General features: G+C 38.9%; 17 protein-coding genes. 4 read left to right on the plus strand and 13 right to left on the minus strand.

All coding sequences use genetic code 11. The annotated features are described in order from the left end of the window. Entirely contained in the window at positions 1-2,754 is a 2,754-nt protein-coding gene (locus tag EHQ47_RS09775) for an ATP-binding protein (protein WP_135777099.1), read from the plus strand. Here EHQ47_RS09775 and EHQ47_RS09780 read toward each other — a convergent pair whose 3' ends face one another. The 10 genes from EHQ47_RS09780 to ispH are packed head-to-tail and all read right to left on the minus strand — an operon-like array spanning position 2,755 to position 14,387. Further along, positions 2,755-3,807 (minus strand): protein-glutamate methylesterase/protein-glutamine glutaminase, encoded by a 1,053-nt coding sequence (locus EHQ47_RS09780; RefSeq protein ID WP_135777100.1) that lies wholly within the window; start codon positions 3,805-3,807, stop codon positions 2,755-2,757. It abuts the gene before it with no gap. Between the two features lie 4 nt (positions 3,808-3,811). After that, positions 3,812-4,300 carry a chemotaxis protein CheD gene (locus tag EHQ47_RS09785; RefSeq protein ID WP_135777101.1) on the minus strand — a complete coding sequence of 163 codons (489 nt, stop codon included), beginning with the start codon at positions 4,298-4,300 and terminating at the stop codon, positions 3,812-3,814. Next, positions 4,300-4,776 carry a chemotaxis protein CheW gene (locus EHQ47_RS09790; RefSeq protein WP_135749590.1) on the minus strand — a complete coding sequence of 159 codons (477 nt, stop codon included), beginning with the start codon at positions 4,774-4,776 and terminating at the stop codon, positions 4,300-4,302. The genes EHQ47_RS09785 and EHQ47_RS09790 overlap by 1 nt, the downstream gene beginning before the upstream one ends. Positions 4,777-4,798: 22 nt before the next feature. Beyond that, entirely contained in the window at positions 4,799-7,513 is a 2,715-nt protein-coding gene (locus tag EHQ47_RS09795) for a methyl-accepting chemotaxis protein (RefSeq protein WP_135777102.1), read from the minus strand. Between the two features lie 10 nt (positions 7,514-7,523). Then, the gene (locus tag EHQ47_RS09800) at positions 7,524-9,725 is read right to left on the minus strand and encodes a chemotaxis protein CheA (protein ID WP_135777103.1); all 2,202 of its coding nucleotides are present in this window, start codon (positions 9,723-9,725) and stop codon (positions 7,524-7,526) included. Next, entirely contained in the window at positions 9,725-10,096 is a 372-nt protein-coding gene (locus EHQ47_RS09805) for an STAS domain-containing protein (RefSeq protein ID WP_135749593.1), read from the minus strand. Before EHQ47_RS09805 ends, EHQ47_RS09800 begins: the two co-directional genes overlap by 1 nt. Before the next feature lies 1 nt (position 10,097). Next, positions 10,098-10,463, minus strand: a complete 366-nt coding sequence (locus tag EHQ47_RS09810) for a response regulator (RefSeq protein WP_020777841.1) — start codon at positions 10,461-10,463, stop codon at positions 10,098-10,100. An 11-nt stretch (positions 10,464-10,474) separates the two neighbouring features. Continuing rightward, entirely contained in the window at positions 10,475-11,767 is a 1,293-nt protein-coding gene (locus tag EHQ47_RS09815; RefSeq protein WP_135749594.1) for an ATP-binding response regulator, read from the minus strand. 48 nt (positions 11,768-11,815) lie between these two features. Continuing rightward, positions 11,816-13,438, minus strand: a complete 1,623-nt coding sequence (locus tag EHQ47_RS09820; protein WP_135749595.1) for a sensor histidine kinase — start codon at positions 13,436-13,438, stop codon at positions 11,816-11,818. A 1-nt stretch (position 13,439) separates the two neighbouring features. Further along, entirely contained in the window at positions 13,440-14,387 is a 948-nt protein-coding gene (gene ispH, locus EHQ47_RS09825; protein WP_135749596.1) for a 4-hydroxy-3-methylbut-2-enyl diphosphate reductase, read from the minus strand. 240 nt (positions 14,388-14,627) lie between these two features. Between ispH and EHQ47_RS09830 the strand changes: the two genes are divergently transcribed. The 3 genes from EHQ47_RS09830 (at position 14,628) to EHQ47_RS09840 (ending at position 18,497) form a co-directional block, all read left to right on the plus strand. After that, positions 14,628-15,476, plus strand: a complete 849-nt coding sequence (locus tag EHQ47_RS09830; RefSeq protein ID WP_002974229.1) for a flagellin N-terminal helical domain-containing protein — start codon at positions 14,628-14,630, stop codon at positions 15,474-15,476. Positions 15,477-15,832: 356 nt separating this feature from the next. After that, complete coding sequence (gene ilvA, locus EHQ47_RS09835; RefSeq protein ID WP_135777104.1) at positions 15,833-17,065, plus strand: threonine ammonia-lyase IlvA; 1,233 nt, start codon at positions 15,833-15,835, stop codon at positions 17,063-17,065. A gap of 604 nt (positions 17,066-17,669) precedes the next feature. After that, the gene (locus EHQ47_RS09840) at positions 17,670-18,497 is read left to right on the plus strand and encodes an Lcl domain-containing protein (RefSeq protein WP_244290294.1); all 828 of its coding nucleotides are present in this window, start codon (positions 17,670-17,672) and stop codon (positions 18,495-18,497) included. A gap of 71 nt (positions 18,498-18,568) precedes the next feature. On the opposite strand, the gene metW is transcribed toward EHQ47_RS09840, so the two are convergent. The 3 genes from metW to EHQ47_RS09855 are packed head-to-tail and all read right to left on the minus strand — an operon-like array spanning position 18,569 to position 21,632. Continuing rightward, positions 18,569-19,186 carry a methionine biosynthesis protein MetW gene (gene metW, locus EHQ47_RS09845; protein WP_135749599.1) on the minus strand — a complete coding sequence of 206 codons (618 nt, stop codon included), beginning with the start codon at positions 19,184-19,186 and terminating at the stop codon, positions 18,569-18,571. Continuing rightward, on the minus strand, positions 19,183-20,319 hold the full coding sequence (gene metX / locus EHQ47_RS09850) for a homoserine O-acetyltransferase MetX (RefSeq protein WP_135777105.1): 1,137 nt from the start codon (positions 20,317-20,319) through the stop codon (positions 19,183-19,185). The genes metW and metX overlap by 4 nt, the downstream gene beginning before the upstream one ends. An 8-nt stretch (positions 20,320-20,327) precedes the next feature. Then, entirely contained in the window at positions 20,328-21,632 is a 1,305-nt protein-coding gene (locus tag EHQ47_RS09855; RefSeq protein WP_135749601.1) for an O-acetylhomoserine aminocarboxypropyltransferase/cysteine synthase family protein, read from the minus strand. Positions 21,633-21,711: the final 79 nt, after the last annotated feature.

Here is a 21,711-nt window from a genome sequence, read left to right on the forward strand (position 1 = left end):
ATGTTAGATAAGAATTTAAAACGCATTCAGTTCCAAGAATCCGAATCGGCATGGATTCGTTCCTTTACTGTGGAATCGATCAAATGTCTGATTGTTTGCCGTGGCCCTGTTCGTAAAGAAACGATGGATGTTTTCGATGCGATTGGTGTGAAGGAATACGGAATTTTACTTTCCGAAAAAGACTCCATCGTTTACCCAAAGGCCCTTGCACCGGAACTTCGTAACTTCCGATTCCCAGAAAATATCCACCGAGTTCCCGATTATATGGGAGCTGGGAAAGAAGAGAAAGAACAACGCATCCACCAAATCATTGGAATCACCAAAGACAATGGATACACTCATATCTTTGCTGGTTACGGATTTATGGCAGAAGATGCAGAATTCATTGAAGCCATTGAAAAAGCAGGGATCACGTTTATGGGACCAAGTTCCCATGTGGCAAAAGGTGCTGGCGCCAAAGACGAAGCAAAAAAACTCGCAAGAAGTCTAAATGTATCGGTAACTCCTGGTGTTGATAATATCACTGCCCTTGCTTTACTTCGTAAAACGGGAAATTCCAAAGATGGACTTCTCAAAGTTGCAAAAGAAAATAACTTAAACTTTTCTTTTAATGATTCCAAAGCATTGGAAGACAATGCGGAAGACTTACTCCAACTTTCTTATGAAAAAACCATAGACATCACTTCTATCCCTGATTTACAAAAAGAGTCTTCCATCCTTTGTGAAGATATTTGGAAAAAGTATCCAGGCAAACGAATCCGATTCAAATACATCGGTGGTGGTGGTGGAAAGGGACAACGTGTCATCAGTGAAAAATCAGAAATTGATGCTGCTGTTATGGAAATCCTTGCGGAATCTAAAGTGACGGCCGTTGGTTCCAACAGAAACTTCTTAATTGAACTTAACATCGAAAACACACGCCATAACGAAATCCAGCTCATCGGTAACGGAGAATGGTCCTTGTCTCTTGGTGGTCGTGATTGTTCTTTGCAAATGCACGAACAAAAACTTTTGGAAATTTCGCAAACGGTTGAGTTACTCCAAAAAGAAGCTGATCTTGTTCGATCTTCTAACGCCAAAAAAGCTACCATCCTCGACAAAGATGTTCAAACTTTAAAAGATATGGAACACCAAGCAGAAGTGTTTGGAAAGGCAATTCGTTTGAATTCTGTTTCTACGTTTGAATGTATTGTTGAAGGTAATAGTTTCTTCTTCATGGAAGTAAACACAAGGATTCAGGTGGAACACCGTGTGACTGAGATGGTGTACAAAATGAAGTTCACCAACCCGAATGATCCGAATGATTTTTTCTACATTGACTCTCTTGTGGAAGCGATGGCGGTTCTTTCCATCCACGGTCCAAGAGTTCCAAAGCCGGAACGAATTGTCAGAAACGTATCTGGTGCAGAAGTTCGGATCAATGCGACAAACCGTGCACTCCAACCTCACGCAGGTGGGATCATCCAAAACTGGTCGAATGCTCTTCCTGAAGAAATTCGTGATGACCAAGGGATTTGTACTCGTAACCCCGATACAGGTGCCTTTGTTCATTACAACCTTGCTGGAGCTTATGACTCAAACGTGGCTCTTCTTGTTTCTTATGGAAATTCAAGAACGGAAAACTTAGAAATTTTAGGTAATATCCTTCGCAAAACAGAACTTAGAGGGCAAAACCTCGAAACCAACTTACTCGTTCACTATGGACTCATCCAGTGGATTTTGGGTAAGGATGCGATGTTCAAACCATCCACTGCGTTTATGATTTCCTACTTGGCTGGAATCGGTTCCTTACAATCCATCATCAACGATTTGGATTTGGAATATCTTTGGTCAGAAAAAACCAAGGCTGCAGATCCAGATTTGAAAAAAGTCCTAAACAAAAAGATGACCCTTGTGATTCGTCCTTTGGAACGTCTCCTAGCAAATCCACATTTACTCGGTGGATTCCTTGGGTATTTCGATGGAAAACTTTGGACTCGTAATGGGAACAATCTTGCGTTCAATGAAAACCCGATCCAATTTTTGGATTCTTTGTATTACTATTTGAATTTGGATACAACGGAAGAAAAGCCAAGCTCTGAAAAGATTTGGGATCATGACGCTACGTTATTAAACGAAGCCAAAGCATTTTATTCCGAACTATCCAAACGAACAGGGCTTAGTTCTTGGAAGGATCTATCGGATGCACTTGCAAAAGGTAAAAATCCATCTAAGTCACTTTCTGATGATCTTTGGAATGCTTCGGTGGCAAGTCATAACGGTTTCCAAGCTGGTCTTGAAACGCTTTTACTCCTACCAAAAATTGGTATCAAATCCAACTTCTTTGGTTTGGATGTGAATGCGGATTTGGATGGGGTAGTGCCAGATGAATTCAAAAACAAAGACACACGGGATGCGTTTATCAAAACACTGAACCCTCCTCCAAAAATGTCTGGGGATGAAATTGTGGCTCCTATGGGTGGAATGTTCTACTCAAAAGAAGCACCAAATCTTCCTATGCTCATCAATGAAGGGGACCATTTCCAAGCGGGCCAACCTCTCTTTATCATTGAAGTGATGAAGATGTTTAACAAAATTTTGGCACCTGTCAGTGGAACCATTGTGAAAAACTTAATGGTGGATTCAGACGGAAAGATCGTGACAAAAGCACAACCCATCTTTAAAATCAAACCGGATGAAATTCTAAAGGAAGAATCTCCTGAAGATATTCGTTCTAGAAAAGTAAAAGTAACAAAGGAATTGGGTCTCGGCTAACTAACCGTAACCCACAATTGTTTTGTAAATTTCAGTGAGGGGGAGGATGTGATTCACACCTCCTCTTTTGATTGCCTCTTTCGGCATTCCAAAAACAACAGATGTTTCTTCATTTTGGGCAATTGTATCAGCCCCAGCTTCCTTCATTTCCAAAAGTCCAGATGCCCCATCATCACCCATCCCTGTCATAATGATGCCTTTGGAATTTTGTCCCGCTTGTCTTGCGACAGAACGAAATAATACATCCACAGAAGGTTTGTGTCGATTCACTAAAGGACCATCTGCAACATCCACAAAATACTGGGCGCCAGATCGCCGAACTGTCATATGGCGGTTCCCTGGTGCGATGAGCGCAAGCCCTCTCACAACTCGGTCTCCATCTTTTGCTTCCCTGACGCTAATATCGCAGATAGAATCCAATCGTTTGGCAAAAGTTTCAGTGAACTTTTCAGGCATGTGTTGTACAATCACAATCCCTGGAGTTTTGTCTCTTGCGAGTTTTGTGAGAACTTCTTCGAGGGCAATGGTTCCTCCTGTGGAAGTTCCAATGGCGACAATTTTTTCTGTGGCTTGTAGCTGAGAAATATCTTGGTTTTTTTCCGTTTTGATTGAAAATTCTTTTCTTTCTTTTGGATTGGGTAGAGCTTTTAAGGAAACGGATGCAGCTGCAATCACTGCATCGGTCAATTCTATTGTGGATTCATGTAAAAAATCTTTTAATCCAATTTTTGGTTTTGTGATGATTTCGCAGGCACCTAAGCTCATGGCAATCAATGCTGTGTCGGAACCTTCTGTCGTTAAAGTGGAACAAATCACAACAGGAGTGGGTCGTTCTGTCATAATTTTTTTCAAGAAAGACAGTCCGTCCATCCTTGGCATTTCGATATCTAATACAATCACGTCGGGCCAATGACTATTCATTTTGTCCATAGCAAAAATCGGATCGGAGGCACTGCCCAGAAATTCAAAGGTTGGATCCGATTTGAATATTTCAGTTAACACTTGTCTTACGACAGCTGAATCATCGATTACAAACACCTTGATTTTTTTCATAAATTTATTTTTTCTCTACCCAAACTTCGCCGTCCCAGACAGTAAAATATATTTTTCTGGATAAAGTTCCGCCTGTATCTTCGGAAATGATTTTAATTTCATTTTCCTTTAAAATCTTTTTTGCAAATTCAGCATTTCGTGAACCCACGTTCGAAGTGGAATTGTCCTTTAGTATTTCCCTTTCTTCATGTAAAAACATATTGGATCCTCCGAAGATTTTTGCATAAAATTCGTTAGGTTTTGTGTGGTGTTTTTTTATTTCTGTCAAAAAAAACAAAATAGCATCGGTTCCATATTTATGAGTTTTTTCGAGATGTTGATCCGTTTGGCTTGGAAGTAGGTAATGACACATTCCCCCGATGTGTTTGTCCGGATGCCACAAGACAATGGAAACACAAGAACCAAGTAAGGTTCTCACTCTAAATTCGGGTCCTCCGAAGAAAATTTCTCCAGGGTTTAGAAACCGGTCAGTTACTACATTTGGTGAATCCATCACACAACATTGGACGATGATTCTTGGATGGATTGTAACTCCGAAAGCTCCAGAATTTGGTTTACTTTTAGGATAATGACAAATTTATTCTCTAATTTTCCTAGGCCTTGGATAAAATCCAAACGGATTTTTGAACCAAAACTAGGTGGTTCTTCAATGGACTCTGGCGTAATATCTACCACTTCGTTGACTGCATCCACTAGTAAACCAACATCAATGATTTCATTTTCCAGTTTGATTTCAGTAATGATGATACAAGTTTTACGGTTGGTTTCGGTTTTTTTTCTATAAAATCTCATATTGAGATCTATCACGGGAACCACATTCCCCCTTAGGTTAATGACACCAGGTATATACTCTGGCATCATCGGCACATGGGTCACAGATTCGAATTCAATGATCTCTTTGATATATAAAATTCCTAGCCCAAAGAGTTCTTCCGAAATTAAAAAAGTTAGGTATTGAAGTTCCTGCATATCGATATCCTACTTTAATCTTTTAATATTTTTGGAACTTGTTATTATCATCTGACGAGTCCACCTTTCTTGGGTTTGGTGTTTGTAGTCGAGTGGCAGTTTTGGACATTGGTTTTGAGTGTTTTGAATCTAAGGCAGATTGGAGTGTTGATTGTTTTCCCAATTTGAAAAAACTAATAGAAGAAAGTAGTTTCTCTGCTTGTGCTTGTAACTCCTCCGCAATGGCTGCGAGTTCTTCCGATGCACTTGCTGATTGTTGGGAAACCTGGTCTAGTTGACCCATGGCTTTATTCACTTCATTCACTCCGGAAGATTGTTCCTGACTTGCTGCCGTAATTTCTTGCACAAGGTCTGCTGTTTTATTGATGGCTGGAACAATTTCTTCAATGAGTTTTCCTGCAGACTCTGCAATTTGAACAGAACTTCCAGCTAAACTTCCAATTTCATTGGCCGATTTTTGTGACCGTTCTGCCAATTTTCTCACTTCTGAGGCTACAACTGCAAAGCCTTTTCCATGTTCTCCTGCTCTTGCTGCTTCGATTGCAGCATTTAATGCAAGTAAGTTGGTTTGGTAAGCAATGTCTTCAATAATGGAAATTTTATCTGCAATCTCTTTCATTGCGGAGACTGTATTTCTGACTGCTTCTCCACCTTGTTTTGCATCTCTAGCAGATTTTGTGGCAATGGTATCTGTCTGTTTTGCATTTTCAGCATTTTGGTCAATGGAGGCTCCCATCTCTTCCAAGGAAGCTGATGTTTCTTCTACAGAAGCTGCTTGTTCACTGGCACCTTGGGAGAGTGTACTGGCAGTGGATGCCACTTCGTCTGCAGCGTTGACAAGCGCATCAGTGTTTGTTCTTACATCGTTGATGATATCAACTAATTTTTTAGAGGTATTATTGAAAGAATCTCTAAGTTTAGCAAATCCTCCCTCGTATTCGCTAGTGATCAATTGTGTGAGATCACCTTTTTCTAATGCAGAGAGTCCAACAACGAGATCATCTACAATACGTGCCGTTTCGATTGCAAGATTCTTTTGTTCTGTGATGTCGGTGGCAAATTTAATGACCTTATATGGTTTTCCGTTCAAATCAAGAATTGGATTGTAGGTGGCTTGCAACCAAACTGCTTTTCCATCTTTTCCTATCCTTCGGTATTCAGCTGTTTGGTATTCGCTTCGGTTGAGCGCTGCCCAGAACTGTCTGTATTCTTCTGAGTTGACCATAGCTGGTTCCACAAACATTCTATGGTGTTTGCCCACAATTTCTTGTAATCCATAACCCATTGTTTTTAAAAAGATATCATTTGCAGTGATGATTGTTCCGTCCATGTTGAATTCAATTGTCGCTTGTGCTTTGTTAATTGCTTCGATTTGGCCAATAAATTCTCTTACTAGTTTTTTGTTTTCTGTGATATCGGTAGCAAATTTAATGACTTTGTATGGTCGACCATTCGCATCAAGAATTGGTGTGTAAGTGGCTTGTAACCAAATTTCTTTTCCATTTTTCCCAAGCCGTTTGAATTCGGATGATTGGTATTCCCCTCGATTGAGAGCGGCCCAAAATTGGCGATAGGCTTCAGAATTCGCTTCTTGTGACTCGAGGAAAATTCTATGGTGTTGGCCTTTGATTTCAGTTAGACTGTAATCCATTAAATTGAGGAACTTTTCATTTGCTGTTGTGATCGTTCCATCCATACTGAATTCAATGGTTGCTTGTGATCTTTCAATGGCTTTCGAATTCGCATTGGCTTCCGTAACATCCGCCCATTCCACTACACTGCCCAAACGTTCGCCAGAATTTGTAATGATAGGGTTAGCAATTAAATTAAACTCTCTGTTTCCTATTTTAATACTAGTTTTGTGTTCGGATGTGAAGGTTCCAAGAAGCCTACGTTGGTGACTTGGGTCTTTATGGTAACTATCAATATTACTTCCCATTAGATCTTTGAGTGAAAAATTTCGAATTTGGGTTTTGATGTCTGCTTCCGATTTGTCAAACATATTGTGAATTGATTTGTTCATGTAGACAACTTTCAAATCTAAGTCGGCAATCATAACGTTTGTAGAGACGCAATCTAAGGCTGTTTTGATCTGAATTGCATCTCTTAGTGGTTTCCCAACTTGTTTGAGTAGTAAAAATAGCAGGCTAGCAGTGATGAGAAGAAAAATAATTCCTGAGATATAAACCGGGAATAGTTTTTCCTTTGGAGTCACCATACCTTTTGAAATTTCTGAAATACTTTCTTTTGTGAGTTGGGAATTCCATTTGGAGATAGAACTAGAGTAGGGTTTCCAATATTCCGAAAGATTTGACTTTAAATTTTCTTTTTTTGTGAGATCCTCTGGTTCGTTAACATAGGATTTTATTATGTTTAAATAATCATCCTTTTGGGAGATAGTTGTTTTTATGATTGTCGATTCTTCTGAAGATTTTGGAAGAGATACAATTTGTTCCCAAGCTGAATTCAGTTTTTCTAAGTCATATTTAATTTTGGCAACATAGGTTTTGTCAACTTCTTGCGACTGGAGAACAGTGAAGAGATCGGATTGGATTGATTGACTTAGGTTCCAAATGGATGTTAGGTTTTCCGTTTTTTGCAGATGAATCCGTGTTGTTTCTTCCGAATGACTTACATCTGTAAGTATTCCCCAAGAATAAGCAGAAGTCCAAATTACAAAAATTAGACCTGTAAGAAAAAAGCCTATTAGCTTAGTGCTTATCTTTATATTTTTCATATCATCCTCTTCATTTATATAATCTTTCGTTTTCTACTGCAATGGTTCTTTCAAATAGGGACGGGATGTCAATGATCAAGGCCACGTTCCCATCTCCGAGAATGCTTGACCCACTAACACCTTTTACATGGCGAAATACGGATCCCATTGGTTTGATGACTGTTTGGTATTCGCCCAGAAGTCGTTCTACTACGATTCCTGCTTTTTTTTCTCCATTTCTAACAATGACGATATTTTCTCTGGAGTTTTCTCCACTCGATTCACACGGGTAATAATCTTTCAGACGAAGAAATGGAATTAAATTTCCTCGAAGGGCAAAGAATTGATTGGAATCTACTTTGTTATCATCTGTAAAATGTAAACATTCTAATACCATATCCATCGGTATGATGAATTGGTTTTTCCCAACCTCTACCAAAAATCCATCGATGATGGCAAGTGTGAGTGGGAGCCGAATGATAAATCGACTTCCTTGGTTTGGTGTGGATTTTACGGTTATGGAACCTCTGAGGGATTCAATATTTTGTAAAACTACATCAAGTCCCACACCTCTTCCGGAAACATTGGTGATTTGTGAGGCTGTTGATAGGCCAGGATGAAAAAGAAGTTTAAAAATTTCATCTTCCGAATCGGGTAGTGGCCCAGACACAAGGCCTTTATCAATTCCCTTTTGCCAAACCTTTTCTTTTTGAATTCCGTTTCCGTCATCAGTGATTTCTATCACAACACTTCCTGCTTCATGGAAGGCATTTAGTTTGATGATACCTTGCTTTGGTTTTCCTTTTTTTTCCCTTTCTGCGGAAGTTTCTAATCCGTGGTCACAAGCGTTTCTAACTAAGTGTGTGAGTGGGTCACCTAACTTATCAACAATATTGCGGTCGAGTTCCGTTTCGTTTCCTTCGGTGATAAGTTTGATATCCTTTCCAAGTTCTTTCCCTAAATCGCGAACAGTCCTTGTATATTTCTGGAAGGTATCTCCGATTGGAACCATCCTTAGTTTTAACGAAATTTCTCTTACTTCGTTTAGAAGACGCATCGCAAGCATAGACGACTCTTGTAAGTTGGAATCTTCTATGGAACCAATGAGTTGATTCATATTTGCACAGGAAACTACAAGTTCTCCCACACGATTGATCAATTTATCAATTCGTTTTGAATCTACCTTGATGGTTGCTGATTTATTTTGGTCTTGTTTTTGATTGGTGGGCGTTTTATCTTCGCGTAACTCATCTGAAGATAAGTTGGAAAGAGGGGAAGATGGATTTTCTTCTGAGTTCGTGCTGATCCCTGTTTTTCTTTTTTTTAGTTCTTCAAAATAATCAATAAGACTAGCATCTGTTAATATTTGGATTTCTCTCCAAATGTTTCCAAGTAAAATTTCTTCTTCTGGGAGTTGGAAGGATAGGTCTGCTAAATCTTCAATATTCGCATCAGGAGGAAGAATGTGTAAAAAAGAATCGGCTTCAATAAAGTTAAAAACTTTTCTAACCGCATCCAAACCGGCGTCAGAATCCAAGTGGATTTCAAAGCCCAAGTAACAAGATTCTGGATCAAAATCCATAGTGTTTGGAATGGTTTCTGAAATGATTTTCACCGATTGAATTTTCCCGATTTTTTTTAAATATCCAATAAACGAGATAGGATCTAATCCTTGGGAAAAAACGTTACGGTTGGGTCGAAATGAAATCAGATATCCAGGGATTGAATCCTTATGATTTTGGATGGTTTGAGTTTGATTTTCTGCAGAAACCAAATGTTTCGATTTTTTATCTAAAACAATTTCGTTTTCATTCTGGTTTTGTTTTTCTTCTGCGGTAACAATTTCAGAACCTTGGAAGGGTTTCATTAAATCCAAAATTGAATTTCCCTGCATGATTTTTGACTCTGGGATTTTGCCTTTGGTTTCTTCTGCGACTAAATAGGAAAGGTGGTCTTTTGCTTTGAGTAGAATTTCCGTTAATTCAGCTTGGAATTTGATTTCATGAGAACGCAATCGATCTAGTAGGTTTTCCACAACATGGGTAAACTTCACTGTGGATTCAAATCCAAACATTCCTGCTGTCCCTTTGATTGTATGAACCGCTCGAAAGATGGCATTCAAATCTTCATCACTAGGGGTAGATGTTTCCGTACGTAAGAGAATTGCCTCCATATCCCGAAGGAATTCATCGGATTCAACTAAATAGGCATCTATAACCTCTGTTAAATCCATTAGTTGGTTTTCCTCGTACCATATCTAAATTCTACTTCGTTCGAGTGTTCTTTTTTTACCTTCACTCGATCACCAAAAAAACTAACGAGTCCCAATAGGTCTAAAACTTTCAAAACAGGTAGTGAGTGGTTTTCTAATTTTAGGGAAAAGTGATTTTTTAGACTTAAAGTTTTAAGATACATTAAGAATTGAATCCCTGCTGAATCCACTCGTTGAATTCCACTTAAGTCCAATAAATATACTTGTCCTTTTGCGCTTGTCCAAACTTCTGATAGTATTTTCCAATCCTTAACAAAGGGTACAGTTAAATACCCTTCCCAAGTGATATCAAAGCCTATGTTTGTTTTTTTCAGGTTTTGGACGGGTTCCATTTTACGTTACTAGTTTGGAGATTGTATCCAACAATTCTTCTGGGGAAAATGGTTTAGTTAACCATGCTTTGGCACCAGCATCCATCCCTTGTTGTTTTTTTTCTGGTTGGGATTCTGTTGTTAACATGATGATGGGAGTGAATTTGTATTTCGGATTCTCTTTCACTTTTTTGATAAAACTTATCCCATCCATGTTTGGCATATTCATATCTGAAACGATCAAATCCACTTCGTTCGCTTCTAATTGTTTTAAACCTTCTAATCCATCACCTGCTTCAATAAGATCGAAGTTTGCATTCTTTAGATGTACAGAGATAATCTTTCTGAATACTGCTGAGTCATCGATGATCAAAATCTTTCTATTCATGGTTTGTTTCCTTATTTGTCGTTTTGGATTGGTAAAAATACTTCTGCAATGATGCAGTCTGCTTTGACTTCCGTAGTATGGTCGATGGCATTTCGAATGAAAAACATTCCATTGTGTCTATGTAGGATAAAATCAACCATAGTTAACCCCAATCCCAAACTGAATTTTTCTTTTGAATAAAAACTTTCAACGGGTGGGTGGATTCTGAAAAAAGGTTCGATCAGTTTTTTTTCAGACTGAGCCAGTTGTTTGGCATATTCATCATCGATGATGTTGTTTTTAGCTGAGAGACAAAAGTAACCATCCACAAAGGTAACAAAAACATCAAAATGAGATTTTCTTTTGGAATATTTAAGCCCATTGGTAAATATTTCATGAATGGCCACTTTCATTGATTCTAAATCAAGGTCAAGGAAAACAGATTGTTTTACAACTGGTAAGTTTACCTTTAATTCACGTTCGATAATTTCATCTCGAAATGTTTCGACAAGAGAGGGTAGTAAACCAAGTAGATCTTCACTTTTTGTTCTCACTAAATTTGTATTGTTTTGGATTAGGTCTACAGCCAAATCTAATCCACTCATCATAGCAATATTGTGTTCGTGATTTTCATACAAAAGATCCCAAAACTCTTTGTTGATTGAATAATCTTTGCCAAGATCCACTTTCATTTGTTGGATGGAATCAATGATTGTTGAGATGGCACCAAGGCCTGAACCTTGCATCAAAGTAGTTTTTAAATTTAAAATCGAGTGTAGTTCCGAATTTACCTCATTGGTTTTTCTATGTGATTCTTTGTAATTTAGCCATTCCAATTGGCTCTTTAATTCTTTTGATTCTTCATCAACGAGAAGTGATTCCATTCGCTTTAAGTAGACGTATTCTAATGCTTTTTCTAAACGATCAGCAACAATTTCGACATGGAGAGGCTTTAAAAGATAATCATACACGCCCATTTTCATGATTTCTATGATTTCATCGATTTGGTCGATGGCGGTTTGAATCATAAAAACGGCATTTGGTTCTAATTTTTTTTGTTCACGGATGAATGATTTTCCGTCCAAAACGGGCATCATTAAATCCACCAAATATAGACTATATGGGCGTTTTGCAGCCATCTCAAGGGCTATCTTCCCATCTTCGGCTACATCTGCGTCCATACCAATCCGCTTGCAGATGGCTTCTAGTAGGACTTGGTTTTCTTTTTTATCCTCAATGATCAGGATTGGTTCTTTGGGACGCCTTAGGTGTTCCTTTGCCCGAGCCTGGGAGGACTGACTTTGATTTACGTTCGATTCCACCATATAGATTATCGGAAATCCTACGGGAGAATTCTATAGGGTTCAATTCCTTTATTTTATTATTTCGGGTAACTTGAGTTTAAAAATGGAACCTTGCCCTAATTGAGATTTAAGTTCTAGTGAACCTCCGAGTCTGTTCGCCAAACCTTGAGAAATCGAAAGACCGAGTCCCGTTCCTTCGATTTTTCCATCGTCGTTTAACCGGGTGAAGGTATGAAATATACGGTTTTGATCCTCTTCTGAGATCCCTGGTCCAAAATCACGGACAGAAATCTCTAAATTTCCCTCAGCCCATTCACAATCCAATTCGATATAGGGATGATTTGCGTATTTGATAGCGTTTGAAAGTAGGTTGAGTAGAATTTGTTGGATTTTTCCACCGTCCGAGTGGACCACCTTTGATTGTAAAGGTGGTCGAAATCGAATTTCCATTCCCTTTGCATTGGCTTGAGGTTGGATTAAATCCAATGTTTGGCGACATATGTCTTCTGGTTTAAACGATGTTAACTGGATTTGAATTTGTCCCGATTCGATTTTCATCAAATTTAGGATTTCGTTGATCATATTTAGGAGCCTTGTTCCACCAGTATAAATATAGTTTAAGTATTCCTTTCCGGTTTCATCTGAATCTGGTAACTGAATCAGTTTCGAAAATCCAATGATGGAATTTAAGGGTGTTCTCAGTTCGTGACTCATATGGGCTAAAAATTCGGTTTTAGCTCGGTAGGCACGTTCCAATTCTTCTTTCGTTTTGGTGAGGGCTACAGTTCTTTCTAAAACTAAAGATTCTAATGTCGATTTGTAGCGATTCAGTTCTGTAAGGTCCAAATCCCTTTGGACAAAAAGTCCCATCCATCGACTCACCGTTTGGTAAATCAAAAGATTTTCATGTTCAATCGGAGAATTCTGTTTGTATTTGAAAAAACCCATAACTCCCAAAAAGCGATTTTCAAAACGAACAGGAATGAGTAGTATCGTTTCAGCTTTGGTTTGTTCGAAGAACCATTTTTCTCTTGGTAAGGCTTTGTTTGGGACTAAATAAATGGTTTTTCCTTTTTTTAGTTTATGAACCCAACGACCAAGACCCAAATCATACCAATCTTCAGTTTGGCACTGTTCTGGCAATAGAGGGTATTTGGTAGTCTTTCGTTCGTTGGCCCAAATTTTAAAAAAATCTTTTTTTCCTACCGTTTCATATTTGAGAAAAAAAACAGAATCCATTTCTGTAAAGTATAACAACTGATAGATTGCATGTGGTAGGCCTTCTCGAATGGAAGGTTGTTGGATGAGTATTTGAATTGAGGAGGCTACCCCTAATTCAAACCGAAGTCTCCAGGCTATTTCTTCTTCTTGTCTTTGTTTGGTGGTAATATCTTTTATAAAGAATTTTGTGTATTCTTTGTTTTTTTTTCCTTCTGGAAATTGAAACTTTCCAAAGGAAGTTTCCAGAATGGTTCCGTTTGTGATATAAATGAGTTCTGTGGAAAAGTCAGAGTTCTCAATTTTTTTGCAAAGAAAGGTGTTTAAATCGAAGGCTGGTTCTAATGATGCAAATATTTGATTTTTAATTAGGATCTCAGATTTTTTAGACGACCTATCAATGGAAAGAATGGCGGTTCCCGAGTCATCACCCTCTAAAGAGGCCTTTAGCAATGACCAGGGATCCAGATCCATACTAATACTGTTTGAGCAGTTCTTTCGGTAATCTAAAACTCATGGTATCTTCTCTGCTTTCCGGAAAAAGAGATACCTTGGCATCGGGAAAATATTTTAAAATCTCTCCTACAATTTCGTCCACAAGGATTTGTGGGCTTGAGGCACCAGCGGTGATACCAAGGGTTTTTATCCCCGAATTTTTAATATGATCGGGGTTTACATCTTCTTTCCGTGAGATTTGGAAACTGGCAGGTCTTGTTTTTTTGGCCAATTGGCATAATCTAACAGAGTTAGAAGAATTTTCTGCACCGATCACAAGCATTGCATCTACTGATTCTAACATTGACCTAACTGCTTCCTGGCGTTCTGTTGTCGCATAACAGATATCATCTTTTTGCGGATGTTCTACGTAAGGAAATACTTCTTCAATTTTTTTGACAATGTTTTTTGTATCAGCCACGGAAAGGGTGGTTTGCATGAGATAGGTAAGTGGTTTGTCTTTTGTGATTTTGTTCCGTAAATTTTCCACATCTTCTGGAGATTCCACAAGAAACATCTGTGCCTCTCCCATGGTTCCTATTGCCTCATCATGGCCCCTATGACCAATATAGATGATTTGGTGAGAATCTTTGATATTTCGTGCTTTTTTATGGACCCGAGTGACAAGGGGACAGGTGGCATCTCCAATTTTCATCTTTCGTTCAGTGGCTTCTTTTACAACTTCCGGGGAAACTCCGTGGGCAGAAAATACAACCGTGGCACCATCGGGAACTTCTTTCAGTTCATTGATGAATTGAATGCCTTTTTTCTTCATTTCCTCAACAACTCGTTGGTTGTGGACGATTTCCTTGCGAACATAAAGAGGGGTTTCTGGGTTTTCCTGGAATGCGGTTTCCACATAGGAAATGGCATACTTCACTCCCGCACAAAATCCCCGAGGGTTCGCTAAATATATTGTCTCTAACACTGAATTAGGCCTGCCTTTTCTTTCAATCCAACTCCATAGAATTTCCAGGACATATTTTAGAAAAGGGGAAGTTCTATTTTTATTCAATTTTTATTTCATTTTCCCTATTATCCTCCCTCCCAGAATGACCGATCCTTATCTTGAAAAGGCCAAGGATGGCCTCTTCGAAAATTCATCAATTTCTCGGGCTTTCGGTGAAAACCTTAAGTGGCGAGGGAACGGATTCAAGGAGGAACCCGGATGATTATCAACCACAACGTAAGTGCGATCTTTGCACACAGAACTTTGAAGTCTAACGACGCGAACCTGAGCAAAGATATCGAAAAGTTGTCTTCTGGTATGCGTATTAACAAAGCCGGAGATGACGCATCTGGACTTGCAGTGTCTGAGAAAATGAGAACTCAGATTGCTGGTCTTCGACGTGCAGAACAGAATACTGAAGATGGTATGTCCCTCATTCAAACGGCGGAAGGATATCTTCAAGAAACACACGAAATCGTTCAACGTGTTCGTGTACTCGCGGTGCAAGCTGCGAACGGTATCTACTCGGAAGAAGATAGACAACAGATCCAAGTCGAGGTTTCACAGCTAGTGGACGAGATCGATCGTATTGCTTCTCAAGCAGAATTCAACAAAATGAAACTGCTTACAGGAGCATTTGCTCGTCTCAACCCAACTGCTAGTATGTGGTTCCATATTGGAGCTAACATGCACCAAAGAGAGCGCGTGTACATTGAAACAATGAACACTGCGGCATTGGGATTAAGAAACCCTACGGTTCTTACTTTCATCTCTCTTTCGACTGCAGGTAAAGCAAACTCCGTAATCGGACTTTGTGATGATGCCCTAAGAGTGATCTCTAAACAAAGAGCTGACCTTGGTGCTTATTACAACCGTATGGAGCATGCTGCGAAAGGACTTATGAATGCTTATGAAAACACACAAGCTTCTGAGTCTCGTATCCGTGATACTGACATGGCTGAACAAATGACCAGCTTCACGAGATACCAAATCTTAACTCAGGCTGCTACATCAATGCTTGCGCAAGCAAACATGAAGTCTCAGTCAGTGATGAGATTGCTCCAGTAATAGGATAAGAGAAACTAAAGGCCGGGCAGGGTGGTTGGGGCCCCGTCTTTGGTTTCTCGATTTTCTTAAGATTCTTTTTTTAATTTTACGATCTCTCCCTTTCAAAAACCTTCACTTAATATAAACATTTTATCTTTTTTACTCCCTCGAATTGTACATTTCACAAAAAGTTTCTTCCTCTCAGCGATTGTTCGATTCTCAGATAAAATTCAATTCTAAGTTGATTTATTAATCTTTCCATGATCCTAGTTTTCCAGTTTGAACCAATTTCATTGAGTTTTTTATATTTTTTATTTAAATTCATTCTCTAAAAAAACAGAATAGGTATTTTAGAATATATGGGTGAGTCCTCTTTGATGAAATTAGATATTGAAACAGCATACAATGTAATCCATTCGATAGTATTTAAAACTCCATTGCAATTCCATGCCAAATTATCTGAGAGTTTTGGTGCTAAAATTTTTATCAAACGAGAGGACCTGCAATTGGTTCGATCCTATAAAATTAGAGGAGCATACAACCTAATCCAAAGTTTAACCTTAGAGGAAAGAGAGCGTGGTGTTGTTTGTGCAAGTGCTGGTAACCATGCACAAGGTGTCGCCTATTCCTGCAAAATTTTAAATCTGCGTGGTGTGATTTATATGCCTGCCATCACACCCAAACAGAAAATCAATCAAGTTAAAATGTTTGGTGGCAATGAGATCGAAATTGTTTTGGTGGGTGATACATTCGATGAATGCCAAACCTTTGCTTTAGAATATGCTAAAACTCATCAAATGGTCTTTGTTCCTCCTTTTGACCATATAAAAATTATGGAAGGACAAGGTACTGTTGCGAAAGAAATTTTAGAAGAAGAGTCTGAAATCGATTATGTTTTTGTTCCTATTGGCGGAGGCGGATTATGCGCTGGAGTGGGTAGTTATTTTAAAGAAAAATCTCCGCACACCAAAATCATCGGAGTGGAACCATTTGGTGCACCTTCGATGAAGGAAGCTCTCAAACAAGGGAAACCAGTTTTACTTGATAAAATTGACAAATTTGTAGATGGTGCGGCAGTAAAAAAAGTAGGGGATCTCACGTTTCCCATTTGCAAAGATATTCTTTCTGATTTATTACTCGTCAAGGAAGGAAAAGTTTGTTCCACTCTTTTGAAATTATACAATGAAGATGCTATCGTGGCAGAACCGGCAGGAGCTTTGAGTATTTCTGCATTGGACCAGTATGCCGATCAAATTCGTGGAAAAAAAGTAGTTTGTATCTTAAGCGGTGGAAATAACGACATTGATCGAATGCAGGAAATCAAAGAAAGGTCACTGCTTTACGAAGGTTTAAAACATTATTTTATTGTTCGTTTTGCACAAAGACCTGGCGCCTTAAAACAATTTGTAAATGAGATACTTGGTCCAAACGATGACATTGTCCGATTTGAATTCATTCAAAAGAATAATAAAGAATCTGGTCCTGCCTTGATTGGAATTGAGTTAAAGTCTAGGGATGATTTTCAATCATTGTTAGATCGAATGGATGCGTTTCATTTGAATTTCACGTTGGTCAACCAAGACGAGAATTTATTTGAATACTTAATTTAGTAAAAAGGTCGATTGATTTCGTTAGGTGGATTTATTTAACTCACTTTATCATCATTTTCTAAAACCATCTGCTGGAATTTCCTTTTTTGTTTTTATTATTTTTTCAGGAAATCCCTAAAGGATTTTTTTTATGATTCGATATCTATAATGATTGAATGATCGTCGTACAGCTAAAAGCCCGGAGTGATTGCCGGGCTTTCGCATTAATATGAACTTTTATTGATAAAAATTTCAGGTTTTCTGTTTTGAATTTCCTTTTTGGAAAGAATATGGTAAACAGGCGTTATTGGGTGGCGGGTGGATTACCCCACCCAGTTCGATTAGGGCGGGGAAAGTATACCTTCCGAGTCCACCAAAACCTAATGATTTCCCTTAAAAAATGCAATTTATTTCCAAAAAACTTTTATTGAATTCATCTTACTCCTATACAAATTAGGATGTATTGGATAAGTTTTTGAACCTTCGACAGTCAACACTTCGCATACTATCTTTTATCTATCTATTCTTTTTCTTTTTATGTCTTGGTTGTAAACTTGAATGGAATAACCCGAGTGACCCAAGGACCGATTCGTTTTGGCAAACGCGTTTAGTCAATGAATGGATAGTGGCTCACCCCCGACCGTTTACTCTCAAAGGAACTGTTTCTGGCTTAAATACTTCTTCGGTAATCATTCGATCACCATCTGATGGAAGTTATATTACTGTTTCAGCAAATGGAAATTTCGAAATGTTTGTTTTTGCTTCACCAAAATACATCCAACTTGATTTTCCAATACAACCAAATGATGTTCATTGTATGGTTTGGGATATGGGAACTTGGACAGGAGAAGGTTTTATTAATACTAAGATTACCTGTCCTTTTGTTCGGACAGTAGTGAACGGAAGAACACTACTGTGGGATAGATGTACTTTTGGGTCTACTTGGAATCCAGAAGGAACAAACATTGGAGTTGGCAAAGGTGATTGTTCCCTTGGATCTCCGCAACCACTAAGTTTTTGTACTGCGACTGATGGATATGATGCATCGACAAATCCAAATGCATGTAATGGTGGGAACAATACGCAACTTGTGAATATGGGAGCAGTCTATCAATCTTGTGTCTCACGTAATTTGCAAAGTGCATACGCACGAAAAAATTGGAGACTTCCATTTTACCAAGAAATGTTTTCTGTAATTCGTTGCAGTGCAACCAACACAGGAGAAATTACAGGAGAAGATGGTTGCTCAACAGTAGGGGATGCCACTAAATACTCAGGTGCTACGGCCGATCCCATTCTATTTCCCAATGCCCAAGCAGCAAGATACTGGAGTCCTCAAACCTTTCAGGCCTTAGGTGACCAACAAACGTATATGGTCGACTTCAATATTGGAAATCAATCTTATGAATTTAAAGATGCAACTGGTTTTGTTCGGTGTGTTTCCGAGTTATAATTAGGAAAAATTTTTAAATCTGATACAGCTTCATCTCAGTCAAATTTCACTTAGTAAAAAGTGATAACAATTTATGCTCTGATCACAAATAAGGCTAATGTCGCAAATAAATTAGGAAACAGTTTGATTTGTCTGGTCCTATTAAAAAAAGCTCTGTGTAATACTTTGATTCTTTCAAAGTCACAAAAATCTTCAAAATCTTTTCCCGATAGATAATGTAAGTTAGGTGTGTCATACCAGTGAAACGGCATAAGATCTGTTACGGGTGTTTTTCCGCTAAGAAGGATCGATGAGCGAATTTGCCAATGAGAAAAGTTGGGAAATACAATGATTACTTGTTTACCGATTCGTAAACATTCTTTAATTATCTCACCAGGGTTTAACGTCTGTTGTATGGTTTGGTTGAGAATGACAAAATCAAAACTATGGTCCAAATGGTGTTTGAGTCCATCGTCAATATCTCCATGATGGACATATAAACTTTTTTTTACGCATTGGATGATACATTTATCATCTTTTTCAATCCCTTGGACACGAACTCCCTTGTTTTTGAGGATTAACATAAGTTCGCCATACCCACAACCAAGATCCAAAACCCTTTCCCCAGGTTTGATTAGGTTCGCAATGTAGGAGATATCAGGTCTGTTTTTTAAATCCAAACCTAGAGCTTCATTTGTATGGATGTTCAAAGGAAAACTCCTTCATCCGTAGAACTTAAAAAATCTCTTAGGATCGAGTCTTGTTGTTCACTCGGTAGTAAAAAACTATCATGGCCCGCAGGATTGTTGAGTTCTACAAAACTAACAGGCACTGCATTTACTTCCAAAGACTTTACTATCTCTTCTGATTGATACGGTGGATACAACCAATCGGAAGTATATGCTACTACCAAAAATCTGCATCTCACTTTCGCAAGAACCTTGGTCAGCTCTTTTCCTGTTCCTAAACTAAAATGATCGAGAGCTTTGGTAACATAAATGTATGAGTTTGCGTCAAACCGATCCACGAAGGATTCTCCTTGGTAAATCAGATAACTTCCGACAGCAAAGTCTGTGGACTGGATATTTCCTTTGGGTGGTTTACGGCCAAATTTTTCTCTCATCATTTCATCACTTAAGTAAGTGATATGGCCCATCATTCGGGCAAGAGCTAGTCCCTTGGAAGGCCTATTTTCTTGGGTATACAAACCTTGGTTCCAATTGGGATCAGAAAGGATGGCTTGTCTTCCCACTTCATTAAAGGCAATTTGTTGTGCAGAATGTTCGGAAGAGGAGGCCATCACAATACAATTTTTAAGTCGATCTGGATAAGCAACTGACCACTGTAAGGCTTGCATTCCACCCATTGAACCACCGGCAACGGCAAATAGTTTATGAATTCCAAAATGGCTAATTAATTTTTCTTGAGCATTTACCATATCTCCAATGGAGACAAAGGGAAAAGTGGATTGGAATGGTTTCCCATTTTTACCATTAACGGTGAGGGGACCACTCGATCCCTTACAACCTCCAATCACATTGGAAGAAATGATAAAGTAACGATTGGTATCAAAGGATTTGCCTGGACCAATATAATAATCCCACCAACCAGGACGTTTGTCTCCTTCGTGGAAACCAGCTGCATGAGCATCTCCGGAAAGTGCATGGCAAACTAGAATGGCATTGTCTTTTTTTTCATTGAGTGTGCCATACGTTTCGTAGGCAATTTCGAGAGGAGTGATGGTTTCACCCCCCTCTAGAGTCAAAGAGTCAAATCGAATACTCTGAGTGTATACGACACCTACGGATCCGTGGGAAAACTCGTTCTGTTCGGAGGTAGGCATAGTCTTAATCAGATATTTTTTAATGCCTCTTCCAAGTCTACCAGAATGTCATCAATGTTTTCAAGACCGACACTCAAACGAACAAAACCTGGAGTGACACCTGCAGAAATTTGTTCAGGACCAGTCAACTGTTGGTGAGTTGTGGATGCAGGGTGAATTGCCAGAGACTTCGCATCACCAATGTTAGCAAGAAGGCTAAAAAGTTCCAATCCATCAATGAATTTTTTGGCTTTTTCCACTCCACCTTTGATTTCAAATCCTACAATCGCACCAAAAAGTCCACGTTCATGGTATTTCTTCGCAGTCGTATAGTTTTTGTCCGTAGGAAGGCCTGGGTAGTTGACCCATTCAATCTTAGGGTGTTTCGATAAAAATTCTGCAACTTTGAGCGCATTGCTTGAGTGGCGTTCCATACGAAGCGGAAGTGTTTCCACACCTTGTAAAATTTGCCAAGCGTTGAAAGGAGAAATGGCTGGGCCAAGATCGCGAAGGCCTTGCACTCGAGCTTTTAAAATAAAAGCGATGTTTACGCCACCAAACGGTTCAAACTTACCAAAGACTTCCCAAAATTTTAATCCATGGTAAGAAGGATCTGGTTCTGTAAAATTTTTAAATTTACCGTTCCCCCAATTGAAACTTCCACCATCGATGATGATTCCTCCAATCGAAGTTCCATGTCCGCCTAAAAATTTAGTGAGAGAGTGCACTACAATGTCAGCACCGTGTTTCAGTGGGTTCACCAAAAAAGGAGAAGGCATCGTGTTATCAATCACAAGTGGAACACCTACTTCTTTTGCTACTTTGCTCACCGCTGCAATGTCTAATGTATCTAATTTTGGATTACCTAAAGTTTCTGCATAAAACGCTCTTGTTTTATCATTCGATGCTTTACGAAAGTTTTCAGGATCTGATTGGTCAACAAAGTGAACTTTGATTCCGAGTTTTGGAAATGTATAATGGAGAAGGTTGTATGTTCCACCATATAAAGAGGAAGACGCAACAATTTCTTGTCCCGCTTCCACGATGTTGAGGAGTGCTAACATTTCAGCACTTTGTCCAGAGGCAGTTGCAAGAGCGGCGACACCACCTTCCAAAGCAGCCACTCGTTTTTCTAAAACATCTGTGGTTGGATTCATTAGCCTTGTATAGATATTTCCAAACTCTTGTAGGCCGAAAAGCCTTGCAGCATGATCCGTATCTTTAAATACATAGGAAGTGGTTTGGTACAAAGGCACGGCTCTCGATGTTGTAGTCGGATCCGGTTCTTGTCCTCCGTGGAGTGCGATGGTTTCTGGTTTAAAATTACGTGGCATAGATTCCCCCGATGGTCCTACCATCCTTGCCTTTTCACTCCTAATTGTCAAGAAAAAATCCAATAAAGCAGAGTCTTGG

It is taken from the genome of Leptospira bourretii, from assembly GCF_004770145.1.
Classification (GTDB): domain Bacteria; phylum Spirochaetota; class Leptospiria; order Leptospirales; family Leptospiraceae; genus Leptospira_A; species Leptospira_A bourretii.